We start from the raw sequence: 19,032 nt of genomic DNA on the forward strand, positions 1-19,032 counted from the left end.
GAAAATGTTGGGCAATGCGGTTTTATGGGCTAGTAACATTTACATGGGTTAATAATTGGAGGGGTTAAATGGTTCGTTGTCTATGGTTAATCGCACTGTTTTCCTTTTTTATGGCCGATAAAGCTCATGCTGTTGTTCACACAACTAAACCTTATTCCTACGAGGTCCTTCAAAATGATCTAACCACACTAAAAAGCACATACAATGACAGCATCCAAATAAAATCAATTGGACGTTCCCATTTTGGAAGAGATATTTATGCCATTCACTTGGGAACTGGAAAGAAAAATATTTTACTCATTGGTTCACATCATGGCAGGGAATGGTTAACAAGCATGTTATTGATGAAAATGCTTGAAACATACGCAAATGCCTATCAAAACCAGCTGCCAATTGGGACCAATCCAACAAATATTCTAAATGACGTTTCTATCTGGTTTGTTCCGATGGTAAATCCCGATGGGGTTGATATTCAGCAAAATCATATTGGTGAATTTCCGCCAGAACAGCAAACTCGGTTATTATTCATGAATAAAGGCAAAAACGATTTTATCCGTTGGAAAGCTAATGGCATGGGAGTAGATTTAAACAGACAATATCCAATGGATTGGAGAAGTATAGCTAGGAAGCCAAAGCGGCCTTCGTTCCAATTTTATAAAGGAAAAGCTCCACTTGAAGCTGCAGAAGTTGTGGCCTTAACGAATTTTATACAGGATATTCAACCTAGTATGGCACTTACCTATCATACTGCTGGGAGAGAAATTTATTGGCGATATAAGAATGGAATACATCTAGTTCGTGATTACATACTTGCGAAAAAGGTGGCAAAACTAACAGGGTATAAATTAGCAAAGCCTCCGAAAAAAGCAACAGGAGGCGGATTTACCGATTGGTTTATTCCCACCTATCATCACCCTGCAATGACGATTGAAATTAGTTATCTTGTTGGGGATCGCCATCCTCCCCTTTCCGTCTTTAAAGAAGAGTGGAAACGTAATAAGTACGTTGGCATAAAAATGGCAGAAGAAGCGAAAAAGTTTGTGAGAAAAGATTAATTTACCTAAAATTTTTGGTCAATTGTCTGGTTTTATACCGTTTTTTCTTTATTCTCGTCTCATCATTCCCGTTTTAGCTTCATACATTGTGGTAAGAGGAAAAAGGGGGAATGGCTCGATGGAAGTAGAAGGCCGTAGAGAGCTTGAATATGCCATTAGTGAAATCACGGAAATAGCCAACGGTTTTGGGTTAGATTATTATCCGATGCGATATGAAATTTGCCCTGCAGATATCATTTATACATTTGGTGCTTATGGAATGCCAACTCGTTTTTCACACTGGAGTTTCGGAAAACAATTCTACAAAATGAAGCTTCATTATGACCTTGGATTAAGTAAAATTTATGAACTCGTTATTAATTCTAATCCTTGTTATGCCTTTTTACTCGATTCCAATTCGCTTATTCAAAATAAACTAATTGTTGCCCATGTTCTCGCCCATTGTGATTTTTTTAAAAACAATATCCGTTTTGCCAATACAAAGAGAGACATGGTTGAAAGTATGGCGGCGACAGCTGATCGAGTCCGTCAATATGAAATCAAATATGGAAAAAAAGAAGTCGAAACATTCCTAGATGCCGTTTTAGCGATTGATGAACACATTGATCCTTCACTCATGCGTCCAAAATTATCTTGGACAATGGAGGATGCTGTGGAATCATCAGAAGATCACCCAATGCCAACTCCGTATGATGATCTTTGGAAGTTGGATGAAAAAGACAAGAACGAAGATAAAAAGGTCCACAAGAAAAAATTCCCGCCTAAGCCAGAAAAGGATCTCCTATTGTTCATCGAATCCTATAGCAGGGAACTTTCTGATTGGCAGCGGGATATACTGACGATGATGCGTGAAGAAATGCTTTATTTTTGGCCGCAGCTTGAAACTAAAATAATGAACGAAGGCTGGGCGTCTTACTGGCATCAGCGCATCTTAAGGGAAATGGATTTAACCAGTGGCGAAGCGATTGAATTTGCGAAACTAAATGCCGGGGTTGTGCAGCCTTCGAAAACGGGCATCAATCCTTATTACTTAGGGATTAAGATTTATGAGGATATTGAAGAACGATACAATAATCCTGATGAAGAAATGAAGCGGAGAGGTGTTCAGCATGGCTCCTGGCCGAGAAAAAATCTTTGAGGTTCGTGAAATTGAGTCGGATATTTCATTCCTACGCAATTATTTAACAAAAGACCTTGTCATGCGGGAAGATATGTATCTTTTCCAAAAACAGGGCAGGGACTATAAGGTTGTGGATAAAGAGTGGGAGAATGTCCGAGACCAGTTGGTGAATATGCGTGTCAACGGGGGGTTCCCGTATATTACCGTCAATGACGGAGACTATTTGAAAAATGGCGAACTCTACTTGAAGCATTGGTATGAAGGCGTCGAACTGGATGTAAAATATTTGGAAAAAGTATTGCCATATATTCATCAGCTGTGGGGCCGGCCTGTTCATATGGAGACAATGATCGAGGAGAGGAAAATGCTGTTTACGTATGATGGGAAGAGTGTGCATCGGAAGTATTTATAAATAAAAAGCAGTGAAACCTATTTTGGTTTTACTGCCTTTTTGTGTACCCGTAAGTTCTAGGAATCTTTTTTTCTTTATCTTTGGTCGCAATTCGCTAGACGGTGAAAATTCGTATGAGAGTGGATAGATCAACCATAAGCCCAGGTTAAGAATGTCCTCCACATGTTAAATCATGAAAGTAAGGTTATTAAGTTATTTATATTTGTAAATAACTATACGGTTATTTTCTAATTAGAATTTTCAAATAATTTTAAATATAATTTAAATATAAACTTTAATTGTGTTAAACAAACACTTTCACGATGTTGAAGAATCACTTTGATAAATAATTAAAGAATTTGAGGAGGATCATTATGTTAAGCAAAGAACAAAACGAAACCTTGACCCAAGTGGGTCCCAATAAACCAATGGGGAAACTTTTAAGAAGATATTGGCATCCAATTGCAGCCAGCAGCGAGGTTGAAAAAATTGGAACAACAAAAAGAGTAAAACTATTGGGAGAAAATCTGGTTTTATACCGTGATAAATCAAATAATCTGGGGTTAGTTGGAGACCGGTGTGCTCATAGGGGAGTATCGCTTGAATACGGTTTTCCGACTGAATGCGGAATCCGTTGTCAGTATCATGGTTGGTTATACGATCAAACAGGTCAATGTGTGGAACAGCCTAATGAGCCTGAAAATAGCACTTTTAAAAATAAGATCAATATTGGTGGATATCCGGTTAAAGAATTGGGAGGACTTGTATTTGCTTACCTTGGTCCGGCACCTGCTCCTGAATTACCGAAATGGGATTTATTTGTCAGAGACAATGTGGTTCGCACGATTGGTTACGCTGTTATCCCTTGTAATTGGGTGCAAATCATGGAGAACTCACTGGATCCAACCCATTTGGAATGGCTACATGGCCACTATTTTGAACACGTTTTCGAACAGCAGGGAAGACCACAAGATGAATGGAAAATTACAAAGCATCATTTAAAAATTGGATTTGACGAATTTGAGTGGGGGATCATTAAAAGGCGTGTGTTAGAAGGACAAACAGAAGAAAATGAGGATTGGGCTGTTGGTCATCCAATTGTCTTCCCAAGCATGCTTCGTGTTGGCGATAGTGGAGCTCACTCATTCCAAATTCGAGTACCGATAGATGATGAAAATACTTTACATTTTTGGTACACATGCTTTGTTCCAAAAGAAGGTGTACAAGCACCAGAAAAATATCCAATTAGCGTATATGAATGTCCAATTAAGGATGAAAACGGAAAATTCGTCGTTGATTATATTGATGGTCAGGATATGATGGCTTGGATTACCCAGGGGAGTGTTGCAGACAGAACTACGGAACGTCTTGGAACCTCTGACAGAGGAATTATCATGTACCGACAAATGCTTCAAAGGGAATTGAAAAAGATCGAAAATGGAGAAGATCCGAAATGTGTGATCCGTGATCCTGAAGTGAATAACAATATCCAGTTACCGCAGGAAGAGGATAAGTTCAGTGAGGGTGGGTTATTATCAGGAGTAGCAAAGGACTGGAATACGCGATATGCCCCTAACCTTGATGAAATTATTGAAATCTGTAAAGGTGGGAAGGTTACTTCTAACCTATAAGAATGAAGAAGTTCCTTCTGGTGAGAAGGAACTTTCTTCTTAGGAGGGCTTACTTTGAAAAACAAAGAAAAATATGAAATTAAGTTGAAATACTGTCCTAATTGTGGGCAATCACTCTTGAACTCTAGGAGTTTATTAAATGAATATTGGATAGCAAATGATATTGCCTATTTTTGTTACTGCAGTGAATGTTCTTGGAAAGGTGAAATACATGAGATACACCGTGTAACTGCACCTGAGTTAGCTTAACAAGTATGAAGAAAGCAGGGTATAAAGATGACAAATTTACTAGATGAGCTTAGAGAAAAAGTGGCGATTTCCTGTAGAATTCTTGCCATGGAAGGTCTTGTTGATGAAATTCTGGGACATGTCAGTGTTCGGATACCAAATACAAATGAGATGTTTATTCGCTGCCGTGGGGAAGAAGAAAACGGTGTAAGGTACACTACGATGGACGCAATAAGAAGAGTTGATTTTGATGGAAACAGTGAAGACCTTGAAGGTCAATACCATATTCCAAAGGAGTTACCCATTCATGGAGAAATCATGAAAGCAAGACCGGAAGTAGGGTGCGTTATTCATGCACATCCTCCGCATGCTTTGATTTGTGGGATATCCAATCTGCCTTTACGTCCTATTTTTGGATCATTTAATATTCCGGCAATGCGGATGGCCTTAGAAGGAGTCCCTATTTTTCCAAGGTCCTACTTAGTAACGCGCCCTGAGTTGGCAGCGCCATTAATACAAGAAATGGGTTCTAAGGACATTTGTTTAATGAAGGGTCATGGAATTACAGTTACAGGTGCAACGATTGAAGAAGCAACCATCAATGCTTTAAACTTCAATACTTTAGCAAAAATGACATTAGAAGTTGCAAAGACAGGTAGGAAAGTCGACCCAATATCCGAAGAAGATATTGCCGAACTTCCAGATTTGGGAACAAAGTTTAATGCGAAATGGGTATGGCGCTACTATGTTCGAAAATTACAAGATGCTGAGGAGAGATCGAATGTTTTCTCAAAATAAAATCCTTAATATAGGAATTGTCGGCTTAGGAATTGCGGGTGCATCTATGATTTCTGCAATGTTGAGTCATCCAAACATTCGGCTGGCAGGTGCCGCCACAAGAAATAAAGATAGGCGAGAACAATTTGCCAAAGATTATCAGGTGGAAACGTATCCAACAATTCAAGAGCTTTGTCAAAGTTCAACAATTGATGCAGTCTACATCGCTACACCTACCGAACTTCACAGTGAACATGTAAGAATTGCAGCTGAAGCCAAAAAACATATCATTGTGGAAAAGCCCTTAGCTGTTTCTTTAGAGGAAGCAGACGAGATGATTGAAACTGCTGAAAAAAATGGTGTCCAGCTAATAGTTGGGCATTCCCACAGCTTTGAGCCGTCCATCCAAAAAATGAGAGAAATCATTGAAAGCGGACAGCTTGGGAGAGTTTTAATGATTCATAATTGGTATTACAATGATTGGTTGTATCGTCCAAGAACACCGGAGGAATTACAAACTGAATTAGGCGGGGGTGTCACGTATCGACAGGGATCCCATCAGTTTGATATTATTCGGCTTTTGGGGGGCGGAAAGGTAAGAAGTGTTCGGGCAGTTACCGGATCCTGGGATCGCTCTCGTCCGACCGAAGGGAATCATACTATTTTCCTCGAATTTGAGGATGGAACAGCTGCTACTGCTGTATACAATGGTTATGACCATTTTCATACAACAGAATTAACCTTCGGCATTGGCGAAGGCGGTCCAGTGAAAAAATCAAATACTTATGCTTCATCGCGCAGAAGAATAAAAGCAACGAGCTCACAAAACGATGAAGTAGCTTTAAAAGTTGCCGCGGGGTATGGCGGGAAAAAAGGGACGGATGAAAGAAAGGATCATCCATTCTTTGGTCTAACCATTGTTAGTTGTGAAAAAGGAGATATTCGCCAGCATCCTGAAGGACTTGTTGTATATGGCGAAGATGAAAAATACATTTTACCCATTTCAAAAGAAGAAACTGGCAGATACAATGTTCTTGATGAACTTTATAGAGCAGTTGTCCAGAACAAAGAGCCTGTTCACGATGGACGCTGGGCAAAAGCTAATTTAGAAGTGTGTATTAAATCGATAGAATCCTCGATAGAAAGAAGAGAATTGTTACTAGAATTTCAGGTGCCTCTTGTAAATAAGAAAGAGTTTGTTAAATAACAACAGGTATGTTTTGCTCGATTTCATGCTCATACAATGAAACCGCCTTTTTTGCAGAAAGGCCGTTTCATTGTATTCTTAATTAATCTTCCGTTGCTTCTTTTACTCTATTATCTCCTCTTGATTCTCCCGACTTATATCTTCATTGATTTTAACGGTTTCTAAGACAAAATCGATAAATGTTTTTACTGATGGTGGAATGTGTGTATCTTCTTTTATGATCAAATAATAGTCGATTTGTGGGTTGTATGCATCAGCCAATGGAACTTGAATTAATTCCCCACTTGCCAGTTCCTTTTCAATAGTGGTTCTAGGAAGAAAACCAATTCCTAACTTGGAGATAATAGCCATTTTAAGGGATTCGATGTCATCCATACGCAGATTGATATTGTATTCATTAATATCTAAACCCATTTTCCGAAGTTCTATATCTATTAGCTCTCCTTGAGAAGTATCAGCCATAGAACCTATTAATGGCGCTTTGAGCAGGAGTTCACGGATCGTTCCTCCCCAATTTACCCACGGTAAATCTGGACTGCAAACTAATAGCCAATGATCCCTTTTGATAAGATATTTCTTAATTTTAGTAGGAAAGGTTTGTTCATTGGAGAAAGCAATAAAACCAACATTTACTTTTTCGTTTAGTACATATTGGAAAATCTGTTTTGTATGCGTATAAGAAGTTTTTAATTCAAGTTTAGGATATTCTTTTACAAATGATAAGATGAACTTGGGCAGTAAATATCTGCCGATTGGACGGTTGCTTCCAATTGAAATTTGTCCAGTTTCACCCTCAAGTAATTCCTTCATTGATGAACGTAATTGTTTATCAAGGTCAAGGAGTTCATAGGCATACTTCTTTAATAGTTGACCGGCTTCTGTAAGTTCTATGTTATTTCCTTTCCGTATAAAAAGCTTAGCACCCAGTTTATTTTCCAAAGATTTGATTTGTAAGCTCAACGCAGGCTGTGTAATATAGAGATTTTGAGCTGCTTGAGTGTAACTGCCGGATTCTACAATACAACAAAACAATTGTAATTGGTGAAGATTTACGGGTGTTTCCATGGTTGTATTCCTTTCCATACCTTATTTATGAAGATATATAAACAAATATAAATAAGCTTCTATTAAATTATATAAAATTCGGTCTTTTTAATTCAATTTCGTGAGTCTTCCAATTCTAGGTTATTTCCTAAAACATTGTTGAATGATGGACAAGAGGTTATAAACAATTATATATGAGTAGGTTGAAAAATACTAATTTGTTCAAGATTCAGAATTATCTTATACTAATTAAAGAAAGCGCTAACAATATGTTTGATCAAACTGTCGTAGTAGTCTACAGTTTTAACACTATTATCATAGTGAGAAAATTATTAATTCTCGGAGGGGAGTCTTTCTAATTGAAAAAGTTAGAAGATATGAATTAAAAATAACAATTTTAATATTTTTAAGGGGGATGGGATATGGAAAGCCGTTATACAAGCGTTCAAAGTGTGCAAAATCTTTCATTGGGTCGAGCAAATATTAGATGGAAAAGTATACCGATACCATTGCTGGTTATTTGGATTATCGGTATGCTGGATAAAATTGGAGTTGCGGTTATCGCAACTAACCAAAAGTTTTTAACCGATATGCATCTTATTGGTCAAAACGCTTTAATAGGCAGTCTTGTAACAGCATTGCTTTTCTCTTATGGGGTCGGTTACTTTTTCTGGGGATGGTTAACAGACCGTTTCGGACCTAAACGCTGTGGTGTAGTCGGCTTAATCCTTTGGGCAATTAGTACGGGATTGGCTGCCATTTCTCCAAATTTTACGGCATTGTTCATCTCGCGCTGTATATTAGGATTATCCGAAGCATTCTTATGGCCAGTTTCGAATTCTTTAACTGCCAGGTGGTTCCCTCAAAGTGAGCGTGGTCGGGCGAAGTCAATTTGGATAAACGGAGTAAGTATTGGAGCAGGAATTTCAGGGTTTGTGGTTTTGGGATTGCTTCAATTGACTACATGGAGAGGTATTTTCTGGGTTTTAACAGGACTTGCTATATTGGTTTGTTTACCTATGATTCTTATTTTGGTAAAGGATGATCCTGAAAAGGATAGCAGAGTTTCTGAAGAAGAGTTAAAACATATAAAGAGTGAGCCTGTACACATAAACGGAAAAGAATCGAATGATAAGCCGGCATTACTAACGAATAGCTATTGGTTAATTGTTGTTTCATTTACTGCCACTACTCTTGGTGTTTATGGATTAGGAACATGGTTCCCAAGTTATTTAAATAAATTCATGCATTTCAGCCCAGGCAGTACCAGTGTTATTATGTTATTTGCATGGGGTGCAGCGATGCTCTTAACATTTTGGGTAGGTTCTCGAATAGATAAAACAAAAAAGAAAGCAGTTTGGAATATCGTTGGTTTTACAGGTGCCGCAATCGTCCTTGTTTTAACACTTTTCGGTCTTTCAGCTGTAGCAGACGCTATAATGGTGGGTGCAGCTGTTGCTCTAATACAAGGTTTTACAACCCCTATTGGCCAAGGATTAATTCATAGTATCTCAAAAACTGATAATATCGGTATGGATACTGGGGTAATGAGCGGATTTTCTAATATCATTGCTGCATTTGGCCCAACTATAATGGGAGCATTAATAACCGTTGGCCATGGAACTTACATTTATTCGTTTGCATTTTTGATCATTGTATTCCTGATTTCTGCAGTATGTGGAGTCATTCTTAAGAAGCGAGGGTATTAATGAATTGTACCTATCGGCGAAAGTTTTCATTGGAGATAAAATGAAATCTTATTTAAGTTAAGAAGAATCCACAATCCCCTCTTAAAGGACCGGTTTCGAGACTTTGGAGGGGATTTGCTATTATAAAGAATTAGAAAAATGGTTATTCAAAAATATTTCAAGGAAAGGAGGGAGTAAGAATGGGAGTAACGCTGGCTATAGTTGCTTTATTGTTATTTTCTTCTAATACAATATTGACCAAGTTAGCTTCAGCCAGATTGAATATGAATGTAGGTTTTTTAATTTCTGTGTGGGTGAATGTTCTTTTTGCACTAGTACTATTTCTAATACAAATGATTTTTATTAAAGATGAACACTTTCAGTGGCACACCAAGGGATTTTTGTTGTTTTTAATAGCTGGTTTTTTTAGTACCTTTATGGGACGCTGGTTTTTCTTTGAAACCATTGATAAGTTAGGACCAGCACGTGCAAGCGCATTTCAGGTAAGTAATCCTATGTTTACAACTATTATTGCATGGATGTTTATGGGGGAAAAATTAAGTTGGATGGATTTAGTTTCAGTTGCATTTATTCTACTTGGCTTATTCTTAGTTTCTTTTCGTGGACAGAGTTCCGTAGAAAAAGAAATTGCATCAAGTGAAGAGAACTTAATAACAGAACCTTCAAGAGGAATGCCAGTTAATTGGCTGATAAAGTCAGGAATACTTCTCGCCTTTTTAAGTTCACTTTCCTATGCCATTGGGAATGTTCTAAGAGGAGCAGCCATTAAAGACTGGAATGAACCTATTTTAGGAGGAATCTTTGGGGCAGCGTTGGGTTTAGTGCTTTTTACAATAACAAATAAAAGTTCTCATCATTTTTTGGCTCACGTTAAAAATTCGGATAAAAAAGGTGTATTATTTTACGCTGCATGCGGGATCGCTTCTATTTCAGCGCAAATCTCCGTGATTGCGTCAATGAGATATATGCCAATTTCGATAGCAAATTTGATTACCATGTCTACACCGGTTATTGTAACTCCCGTCAGTTTTTTCCTCTTTAAAAATCAAGAAGGGATTTCCATCCGCACGATAATTGGGATTATTTTAGTACTTCTTGGTATTTGTTTTATTATTCTTTAAATTTATTTGTCATCGTGTGGAGTTAGGCTGGAAACGGAGATCAATTGGGAATGCATGATATATATGATTATATATAGGTTTATCAACAAATTCATATTAGTAAAATATTTTTGATAAAAGTATAATTTTTTATAAGAATAATTATGGGAATATTCTGTTAAATGACATTGGAAATTCAAAGCCTAAACTTTAAAAATTCGTAATTCCATAGTGAACCAGAATATTTAAAAGGAGAGCGTTTGTATTGTTTGATTTACATACACACTTTATTCCACCAGAAGTGTTACTTTGGGTTAAGGATAATCAACATTTTGTTCATGCAAAATGGGAAAGAAAAGCTCCAGACAAGGCAGAGTTTCTGACAATTAATAACAAATGGGGTTTTGAGCTGAAGGAGACCTTTATCAATACAGGATTATATCTGGAAGAACAAGAGAAAGCAGGTGTCTCACATTCTCTGGTCTCACCAATTCCTCAGCTCTTCATGTATGACTTCCCAGAAGAAGTTACAAGTGAGCTTACAGAAGTCTACAATCGTTCAATAGCAAATTGGGTTGAAGAAAATGGAGCTAGATTATCAGCATTAGCTACGATTTCATTACAAACTCCTAGTCAAGCTGCAAATGAGTTAAACCGTGCAATGAATTTAGGATTAAAAGGGGCGATAATCGGCCCTGGAATAGGTCAACATATGCTGTCAGACAGCTTTTTCCAACCATTTTTCGAAGAGGCAAACAGGTTAAAGGCAATTATTTTTATACACCCGTTATTATGTGAAGATCGCCGCTTGAAAAGGAGAATGATGCCTAATTTGATTGGTGTTCCTTGGGAAACAACTGTTTGTGCAACAGATATCCTATTAAGTGGGATGATTGACAAATATCCATATGTCAAAATTTTATTTGCTCATGGAGGAGGATTCCTACCATATCAAATCGGTCGGTTAGATAAGGGACATGAGCAATGGAACCTGGTTTCTTCCAATTTACAAGCCCCGCCTTCCGAATATTTAAGACGCTTTTGGTATGATACCGTTCTCTGGAATCAGGATAGTGTAGACTTTCTAATAAAAACTGTCGGTGAAGATCGTGTCGTTGCAGGGTCGGATTATCCATTTGATTTATGTGTATGGCCTCCAAAAGAGATAAATAAGCAAGGGGCTCATTCTTTACTGGATTATGCATTGAGGTAATTATGAAAAAAGTCAATTTTCATCACTTGGAAGAAAACCAATCCTATAAATGGAAAAAGAAAAGACTAATTTAATAAAAAAATTATGAATCTCAAAAAACGGAGGAATCTTTTATGTCGATTGAATTAAGCATGCTCGTACCTCACGCTCCAAGTCTTTGCCATAAGGATCAAGTACCGGATTTTCAACAAGACATCGTTGCCGGGTATAAAGAAGTTACTAAGGAAATAGCTGAAATAAAACCAGATGTGATTGTACTAGTTTCTTGTCATTGGCCGTCTACTTTTGCCCATTACGTTGATTGTAATCCCATTCACAAAGGTCTGCTGACTGCACAGGAAGCTCCAGATATGATTACAGATGTTCCATATTATTATCCTGGCGATGAAGATTTGGCAAAGAAATTAGTCGAAGCTGGAAAAGCGGCCAATATTCCTGTAGAAGGGGTATATGGCGGTCATTTCGAGTGGGATTATGGTACAGTTGTACCTTTACGGTACCTCGTCCCAAATGAAGATATACCTGTTATCAACCTATCTGTTACGTTAGCTGCTAATATTGAAGAAACCTATAAATGGGGCCAAGTTATCGCTAAGGTCCTACAAGAAACAGAGAAGAAGGCAGTTTTCGTTTCAAGCGGGGCTTTATCCCATAACTTAGTCCGTGGAAGACACAATATGCCAACTCTTTCTGAACATGCCCTAAATAAACAGTTTGTAGATTTCATTATGAATAAAAATTATAAAGCTGCATACCAAATGCTTCCTCAATTTTCAAGTGTAGCTAAAGTGGAATCAGGCGGACGGCATGTAGCAATGCTTTTAGGGGTAATAGACGAAGATTGTACTCCTGTGTATTATGCAGACGGACAATCATCAGGCAGCTGGAATCCGCTTATTTCCTTTTGGAAAAAGAAGGTTTCCAGTTTACAAGAAACAGCTGATCAAGAATATGTAAAATAAATTTTATACTTTTATTTTTGCGTCAAGCAGAAATTGCTGTTAAGTGTGATGGGAAGAGTATACATTTAAATATTTATAAACATTAAGGCAATGGGATAACGTTTGTAAATGTGAACCGCCTTGGTGAAACGAAGGCTGGGCATCCTATTGGCATCAGCGCATCTTACGGGAAATGGATTTAACCAGTGGTGAAGCGATTGAATTTGCCAAATTAAATGCCGGAGTTGTGCAGCCATCAAAAACGGGAATTAATCCTTATTATCCTGGAATTAAAATTTATGAGGATATTGAAGAACGATACAATAATCCTGATGAAGAAATGAAGCGGAGAGGTGTTCAGCATGGCTCCTGGCCGAGAAAAAATCTTTGAGGTTCGTGAAATTGAGTCGGATATTTCATTCCTACGCAATTATTTAACAAAAGACCTTGTCATGCGGGAAGATATGTATCTTTTCCAAAAACAGGGCAGGGACTATAAGGTTGTGGATAAAGAGTGGGAGAATGTCCGAGACCAGTTGGTGAATATGCGTGTCAACGGGGGGTTCCCGTATATTACCGTCAATGACGGAGACTATTTGAAAAACGGTGAGCTTTACTTGAAGCATTGGTATGAAGGCGTCGAACTAGATGTAAAATATTTAGAAAAAGTATTGCCGTATATTCATCAGCTGTGGGGCCGGCCTGTTCATATGGAGACAATGATCGAGGAGAGGAAAATGCTGTTTACGTATGATGGGAAGAGTGTGCATCGGAAATATTTATAGGACAGGAATGGGCAGTAAGACCTTAATGGTTTACTGCCCTTTTTCTGTACTGATCGCACTACTGTAATCAATGGTCTAAGAGTTTTATTGTCATAGTCTTATTTTTTCAATTTTGCCCAGCTATCATCCATTGCTCTCATCGTTGCTTCTTTCGTAGCTTTTCCAGCAATATAGGTTTGTAGTTCTGCAGCAAATTCTTGAGATGCGCCATCCGGGTATTTCATGAATTGCCAAGGAAATGTTTTACCTTCTTTTAAGTATTTGATAATTTCAGCACCTAATGGACCAATATCCTCTTCTTTGATCGGCACCGTTTTGAAAGCGGGAATATATTTAAAGTCCTTTACCATAGCTGCTTTTCCTTCATTAGAAGAGACCATCCAATTTAAAAAGTCTTTAGCTGCTGACTTTTCTTCTTTCGGAGCTTTATTATAAATCACCCAGCTGCTTGGTACATCTACAGGTAATTTATCGGAAACAGCTGGATCATTACTAAGAGGGATTGGAAGGATACCAACGTCCATATTTGGTGCAAGATTATCGAGCATTGGTTGAATCCAGTCTCCTTGCTGGATCATTGCTGTTTTTCCTTGGGCAAATTGAGTAATTTCAGTATTATAATCAGTTGTTAGCGGACTGTTGATACCATATTGAATAGTTAAGTCTAAAAGCTTGAAGAATTGTTCAAATTGCGGATTTCCTTCAAATTTTTGGGTCCCGTCGTTTAATCCTTTTATAAAGACATCAGGATCCTTTTGCATTCCAACTGGAATATTCAGGCCATGATTCGCCAAGACCCACCATTCCGCATATCCTGTTGAAAAAGCTGTAATACCAGCGGTTTGCAGCTTTTTAGCCGTTTCTTCTAATTGAGAGAATGTTTTTGGCAATTCGCTAATACCTGCTTTTTTAAATAAGTCTTTATTGTAAATAAAACCGTATCCCTCAAGATTTACAGGCTGTCCGTATACTTTTCCATTAATAGTCATTGGTTTTAAGGCATTTGGATAGGCATTCTTTACCCATGGCTGATCGGACAAGTCTTCCAATTTATTTTTCCACATTGCAACATTTTGATATCCCTCACTTGTGAAGATATCTGGAGCAGTTCCTGAAGCAAACTTGGCTTTTAGTGCGGCAGCAAAATCAGCCCCTCCGCCAACTGTTTGAAGATCAAATGTGACATTAGGGTGTTCTTTTGTATATGTATCTGTCAATTTTTTTAACTGGTCAGCAATTTCAACTTTCCCTTGAAAGATGCTGACGACAACTTTCTTAATTTTTTTACTCGTGCTTTTGACGGTATCGGAAGTGTTGCCATTGTTTGAACAAGCTGTAGCAAGTAAAAGTGATGTAATGAAAACACTCGATAGGATAGAAAGCCTTTTTATATTTAAAGTCATCTGTTTCCCTCCAAATGGATATTCGTAACAGAAAGGTTATGAGGACAAGTTTTAAAGATCGTGCCTAATAGAATGGTACTAAAAAAATGATCCTGAAAACAGTGGCAACATTTGCAAAGGTGTATTTTATTTACCTTGGCATCATTGGGAAAGCGGTAAAAAAATCTTAGTAAAAGGAGGGATTCAGATTATGTTACAATGAAAACTGGATTGCGAATCTATTAATAGAGATAAGGGGGATGGTTAGTTTAATTAAACTAACCAGGATGATTATGGGATGGAGTATCCGTAAAAAATTAATTATCTTTTTAATGCTTGTAACTATTCTCCCTTTTGGCTTTTCCATCGCCATTACTTATTATCAAACGACGAAGTCACTTAATGAGCAATTTGTTTCAAAAAACTATGACTTAATTGTAAAAGGAAAAGATGATATCACTGCTTATTTACAAAGTGTTGCAATGATGACGACGGGACTTTATCGGTACACACCCTTTATGAATGTCATGAGTAAAGGTGTATCCCAAGATTTAATCAATAATCAGGAAGAAATACGAAGAATGTTGATTTACTTATATAATACACGGCCTGAAATAGAACAATTGCATCTATATATTGACTATGGTCATGATTCTTTTACCAACTATCATTCTACATTAAGCGGACGTGGAACGTACGATAATGTCTTGTCACAACCTTATTATGCAAAATTAATACATTCCAAAAACTTGACGGCAATCGAACCGCCTCATGAAATATACAGCTATAATCATTTGTCCTTTATTCCCGAATCAGAGAAGACAGATGTGCTGAGCTTTCATAATATCATCCGGGATATTCCTTCAGATCAATTTTTAGGTTTTTTTTCTATTGATATAAACCTTTCAAGATTAAAAGGTATTGCTGAACGATTGTATACGAAAAATGAAGAAGATTTTTACATTATGAATCAAAATGGAGTTATTGTCTATTCATCTAACAAGAAACTAATTGGTACGAAGAATAAAGATAAGTGGTTGCAAAAAGTGAAACAACAATCTTCTTTAAACAAAAGCTTAACTTGGAAGGATAATAAATTCTCCGGTGTGATTATTCATGAAAAATTCTCTGACTCAGATCCTCTTAAGGGTTGGTATATAGTTGAACGAATTCCTTATAATGTTCTCTACCAAAGTGCAAGAAAAACCGCTTTTATTAATATTTTAATTGGTCTTGTCACAATTGTTATTGTTGTTTTTGCCACCATGTTTGTTTCTTTAAAGTTAACCGCACCAATTAAAATATTGATTGCAAATATGAAAAGGGTAGAAAAAGGAGAGTTTCAGGCGGACTTTGAAACATTAGGGAACGATGAATTCGGAATGTTGGGCAGGCACTTTCAATTAATGATTGCAAAAATCAATGAATTGATCGAGAAAGAGTATAAACTGGAAATTGAAAATAAATCAACACAATTAAAAGTATTGCAATCACAAGTTAATCCGCATTTCCTTTATAATGCGTTCCAATCGATCGGGACTTTGGCATTAAAGCATAAAGCAGTTCAAGTCTATTCTTTGTTAACTTCTTTATCGAGAATGATGCGTTACAGCATGAATATGAATGAAGACATTGTACCGTTATCAAAAGAAGTTGAGCATGTAAAATCTTATTTAGCCTTACAAAAACAGCGGTTTTCAGAGAACTTTGAGTATGAACTGAATATCAACGCTGAAGCAGAAAATATTCAGGTACCTAAAATGATTTTACAGCCGCTAGTAGAAAATTGTTTTAAGCATGGGTTTGATCAAAAAGAGGAGAAATCCCATATTCTTATAAAAGCTCATTTACTTGAGAGTAATATGGTCTGTATAGAAGTAAGTGATAATGGAATAGGGGTTAACGATCAACAGTTAAGAAGGATTCAAGAAGAACTATTGGGAGGGAGTACTAAAAACGTGACGGAAAGAAAAACCATCGGATTGAAAAATATTTATGACCGCCTGCAAATTTACTACCATCATAAAGCGGAAATGATCGTAAATAGCACGGAAAATGGCGGGTTTACGGTTATCATCAATCTGCCAATGGCCGTAAGCAAGGAGGATGAGCAATCATGAAAGCAGTCATTGTTGATGATGAACGGCATGTACGGGAAGGAATTAGATTGCTCGGTGAATGGGATCGATTTGGCATTGAACAAATATATGAGGCAGGAAATGGCGAAGAAGCTATTCAGCTTATTCAACAATATAGGCCGGAAATCATCTTTTCAGATATGAAAATGCCAAAAATGGACGGTACCCAGCTTTTAGAGTGGATTAAAGAAAATTACCCGGACAGTAAAACAGTGGTAGTCACCGGTTACGATGACTACCATTACATGCGAAAAGCGATTAATTTTGGAAGTTTTGACTATCTCTTAAAGCCTGTTGATCCCGAGAGTTTAAATCAAACATTGGCAAAGGCAGTAAAAGAGTGGGAAACAGAAGAAGCAAGGAGAATAACAACCAAAAGCAGCCCACAATCAAACGATGAAATGACGCCTGTATACCACTCAATAGCTGATATAGAAAAATACCTTCAAGATCATTATGACCGAGAAGTTAAGCTGCAGGAAATTGCAGACGTCTTTTTCTTGAGCAGAGAATATATATCCAGGAAATTCAAGCAGGAATTTGGAGAAAATATTTCAGATTATATAGTGAAAATTCGAATGCAAAAAGCAAAATCCCTGTTAAAAAACAGTGAGTTAAAAATTTATGAGATTGCCAACATGATTGGATATCAAGATGATAAGTATTTTCGTAAAGTATTTAAAAAAGTCGAAGGGATTACCCCAAATGAATTCCGATCAAGCTATCAAAATAACAATATAAAATCTTAGAAATCGACCGGACAACACCGGCCTTTTATTTTTTTATCAACATGTTCTAACCAAACGGACATTACCAGAGTAATTTTAAAACGCTTACACTGTTCAATATTTTCCACCCTATATGTCAATGTAAGCAGTTTCAAAATTTCTACTATTCTTTAAAATAAAGGTGTAGTCACTCAGAAAACTATTATAAAAAGGGAGATAAACAAATGGCTAACTTTAAGAATTTGGCAAAAAAATCAACTGTTGCCGGAATTGCAACCGCTTTAACGTTATCGCTAGCTGCATGTAGTGGAGGAAGTTCAACGAAAAGTGCATCAAGTTCTAATTCACCCCTAAAAATCATTATTACGAATGGTAAAGGTGAAATTGACAGCCAGTTTAAACAAGCTGCCAAAGACTTTATGAAAGCAAACCCAAAGATTCAAGTTGAGGTTGATTCCATTGCTGTTGGGGATTCCTTGAATATTTTTGATAAACTTACAGCCTCTGGAAAAACGCCTACATTAGCAATGTTTTCTCCATATGATGCCTTGCATAAGTACAAAGATGTTGGAATAGATCTTTCTAAAGAAAAATGGAATTCAGAAACAACAGACGCACTTAAAAACTCAAGCGGTCAAGTTATTGGTTTTCCATTTGCGGTCGAAGGTATGGGGTTAGTATATAACCAAAGTGTAGTAGAAAAAGCAACAGGAGGAAACTTTGACCCATTCTCTATCAACACACAGGATAAATTAAAGGGCCTTCTTGACAAGATTAAAGCATCTGGCGTTCAGTATCCGGTTGCTTACCAGACAGAAACTTGGTCAGTTGCCAATCACTACAGCTCACTATTCTTAGATCAGACCAAAAACCCTGATTCTATTCTGAATAAACTAAAGGCTGGAAAATTGGATCTTACAAAAAATGCCGATTGGAATGGTTATTATAATACGATGGAAATATTGGCTTCAAAAGATTACAACAAGTTCGGTGATCGCCCGCTTGGCCAATACTATGATGCAGCACACGTAGCAGTTGGTAAAGGGGATTCAGCCATCCTGTTCAATGGTGACTGGGCTTATGATTCATTACATGCAGTTGCTGGCGCTAACTTCGGATTTATGCCAGTTCCAGTCGATAACAATGCCAATAACCCGCTAAATAATAAAATTGCAGTTGGTCCAACACAGGTATTTGTAGTCAATAAAAAAGCCACTGCAGAGCAGCAGAAAGCAGCAGAAAAATTCTTCAATTGGCTTGTATATGAAAAAGCAGGACAAGACTTTGTTGTAAATAAAGCGCAAATCATTTCTGCTTTCAAAAATAATCCAAACAAGGTAACGAATCCGCTTGGAGTTGCCATCAGTAATGCAATTACAGCAGGTAAGACAATGCCATTTAGCACCAACTATGTCAATACCGGAGATTGGACTACTATTCTTGGACCTGAGGTTCAAAAGTATATTGCAAAACAATCAACAAAAGCTGACTTAGCAAAAGCATTTGAATCTTACTATACAAGTCATAAAAATTAATAGAATCACTGGGAAACCACTGATGTGGGCGAGTTGTGGTATCTCGCC

At 37.3% G+C, this 19,032-nt stretch carries 14 protein-coding genes and 2 pseudogenes; 14 read left to right on the forward strand and 2 right to left on the reverse strand.

The window, feature by feature from the left end; genetic code table 11:
- Positions 1-68 precede the first annotated feature (68 nt).
- The 6 genes and pseudogenes from RCG17_RS18295 to RCG17_RS18320 all read left to right on the forward strand — a co-directional run bounded on the left by RCG17_RS18295 (position 69) and on the right by RCG17_RS18320 (position 6,409).
- Positions 69-1,055 carry a M14 family zinc carboxypeptidase gene (locus RCG17_RS18295; protein ID WP_308171532.1) on the forward strand — a complete coding sequence of 329 codons (987 nt, stop codon included), beginning with the start codon at positions 69-71 and terminating at the stop codon, positions 1,053-1,055.
- A 118-nt stretch (positions 1,056-1,173) separates the two neighbouring features.
- A pseudogene (locus RCG17_RS18300) lies at positions 1,174-2,587 on the forward strand (SpoVR family protein).
- 353 nt (positions 2,588-2,940) lie between these two features.
- Positions 2,941-4,197 carry a Rieske 2Fe-2S domain-containing protein gene (locus RCG17_RS18305; protein ID WP_308171533.1) on the forward strand — a complete coding sequence of 419 codons (1,257 nt, stop codon included), beginning with the start codon at positions 2,941-2,943 and terminating at the stop codon, positions 4,195-4,197.
- 54 nt (positions 4,198-4,251) lie between these two features.
- Positions 4,252-4,446: a hypothetical protein gene (locus RCG17_RS18310; RefSeq protein WP_308171534.1), complete on the forward strand. Its 195-nt coding sequence runs from the start codon at positions 4,252-4,254 to the stop codon at positions 4,444-4,446.
- A gap of 27 nt (positions 4,447-4,473) precedes the next feature.
- Entirely contained in the window at positions 4,474-5,223 is a 750-nt protein-coding gene (locus RCG17_RS18315) for a 3,4-dihydroxyphthalate decarboxylase (protein ID WP_308171535.1), read from the forward strand.
- Complete coding sequence (locus RCG17_RS18320) at positions 5,207-6,409, forward strand: Gfo/Idh/MocA family protein (RefSeq protein WP_308171536.1); 1,203 nt, start codon at positions 5,207-5,209, stop codon at positions 6,407-6,409. Before RCG17_RS18315 ends, RCG17_RS18320 begins: the two co-directional genes overlap by 17 nt.
- A 102-nt stretch (positions 6,410-6,511) precedes the next feature.
- On the opposite strand, the gene RCG17_RS18325 is transcribed toward RCG17_RS18320, so the two are convergent.
- Positions 6,512-7,474, reverse strand: a complete 963-nt coding sequence (locus RCG17_RS18325; RefSeq protein ID WP_308171537.1) for a LysR family transcriptional regulator — start codon at positions 7,472-7,474, stop codon at positions 6,512-6,514.
- Positions 7,475-7,875: 401 nt separating this feature from the next.
- Between RCG17_RS18325 and RCG17_RS18330 the strand changes: the two genes are divergently transcribed.
- From RCG17_RS18330 to RCG17_RS18350, 5 genes and pseudogenes are all read left to right on the forward strand, one after another.
- Entirely contained in the window at positions 7,876-9,162 is a 1,287-nt protein-coding gene (locus RCG17_RS18330; protein ID WP_308171538.1) for an MFS transporter, read from the forward strand.
- A 179-nt stretch (positions 9,163-9,341) separates the two neighbouring features.
- On the forward strand, positions 9,342-10,283 hold the full coding sequence (locus tag RCG17_RS18335; protein WP_308171539.1) for a DMT family transporter: 942 nt from the start codon (positions 9,342-9,344) through the stop codon (positions 10,281-10,283).
- Positions 10,284-10,527: 244 nt separating this feature from the next.
- On the forward strand, positions 10,528-11,475 hold the full coding sequence (locus RCG17_RS18340; protein WP_308171540.1) for an amidohydrolase family protein: 948 nt from the start codon (positions 10,528-10,530) through the stop codon (positions 11,473-11,475).
- A 113-nt stretch (positions 11,476-11,588) separates the two neighbouring features.
- Positions 11,589-12,437, forward strand: a complete 849-nt coding sequence (locus RCG17_RS18345; protein WP_308171541.1) for a DODA-type extradiol aromatic ring-opening family dioxygenase — start codon at positions 11,589-11,591, stop codon at positions 12,435-12,437.
- A 127-nt stretch (positions 12,438-12,564) separates the two neighbouring features.
- Positions 12,565-13,201, forward strand: a pseudogene (locus tag RCG17_RS18350) (SpoVR family protein); the annotation flags it as partial.
- Between the two features lie 98 nt (positions 13,202-13,299).
- Here the strand turns inward: RCG17_RS18350 and RCG17_RS18355 are convergent.
- The gene (locus tag RCG17_RS18355; RefSeq protein WP_308171542.1) at positions 13,300-14,604 is read right to left on the reverse strand and encodes an ABC transporter substrate-binding protein; all 1,305 of its coding nucleotides are present in this window, start codon (positions 14,602-14,604) and stop codon (positions 13,300-13,302) included.
- A 239-nt stretch (positions 14,605-14,843) separates the two neighbouring features.
- Here RCG17_RS18355 and RCG17_RS18360 point away from each other — a divergent pair, with 239 nt between their 5' ends.
- The 3 genes from RCG17_RS18360 to RCG17_RS18370 all read left to right on the forward strand — a co-directional run bounded on the left by RCG17_RS18360 (position 14,844) and on the right by RCG17_RS18370 (position 18,984).
- The gene (locus RCG17_RS18360) at positions 14,844-16,703 is read left to right on the forward strand and encodes a sensor histidine kinase (protein ID WP_308171543.1); all 1,860 of its coding nucleotides are present in this window, start codon (positions 14,844-14,846) and stop codon (positions 16,701-16,703) included.
- Entirely contained in the window at positions 16,700-17,470 is a 771-nt protein-coding gene (locus RCG17_RS18365; protein ID WP_308171544.1) for a response regulator transcription factor, read from the forward strand. Before RCG17_RS18360 ends, RCG17_RS18365 begins: the two co-directional genes overlap by 4 nt.
- 203 nt (positions 17,471-17,673) lie before the next feature.
- The gene (locus RCG17_RS18370; protein ID WP_308171545.1) at positions 17,674-18,984 is read left to right on the forward strand and encodes an ABC transporter substrate-binding protein; all 1,311 of its coding nucleotides are present in this window, start codon (positions 17,674-17,676) and stop codon (positions 18,982-18,984) included.
- The last annotated feature ends 48 nt before the right edge of the window (positions 18,985-19,032 follow it).

The organism is Neobacillus sp. PS3-12 (genome assembly GCF_030915385.1).
Classification (GTDB): domain Bacteria; phylum Bacillota; class Bacilli; order Bacillales; family Cytobacillaceae; genus JAEVLT01.